Here is a 279-nt window from a genome sequence, read left to right on the forward strand (position 1 = left end):
TAACGCTTTACTGATAGATGAGAAAGGAATCCTGTTCTTTTTATGACTTCCTCTGTAGACATATTTCTTTCTAGACAACGTAGAATATAGGTATTCCGTAAGTGTTGTGCGGAAATGCCTTTTCTCAATTGCGCTCTAGCTACTTCTAATCGAATCACTTTTTGTACAGCAATGGCTGTTAATGCTTTCGGAGCATCATTGTGGTTCTGGTGCAAAAAATATTGTTGTTGTGTACACTGGAAATATTCATAAATAAAAGGACGGGTGTAGCAATGACAA

The 279-nt window shown here is 36.9% G+C and carries 1 pseudogene; it reads right to left on the bottom strand.

Annotation, left to right across the window (positions count from 1 at the left end):
* A pseudogene (locus JDS99_RS31770) lies at window positions 1–279 on the bottom strand (site-specific integrase); the annotation flags it as partial.

Origin of the sequence: Bacillus cereus group sp. N6, assembly GCF_016483705.1 — a bacterium.
In the GTDB taxonomy this organism is placed as follows: domain Bacteria; phylum Bacillota; class Bacilli; order Bacillales; family Bacillaceae_G; genus Bacillus_A; species Bacillus_A wiedmannii.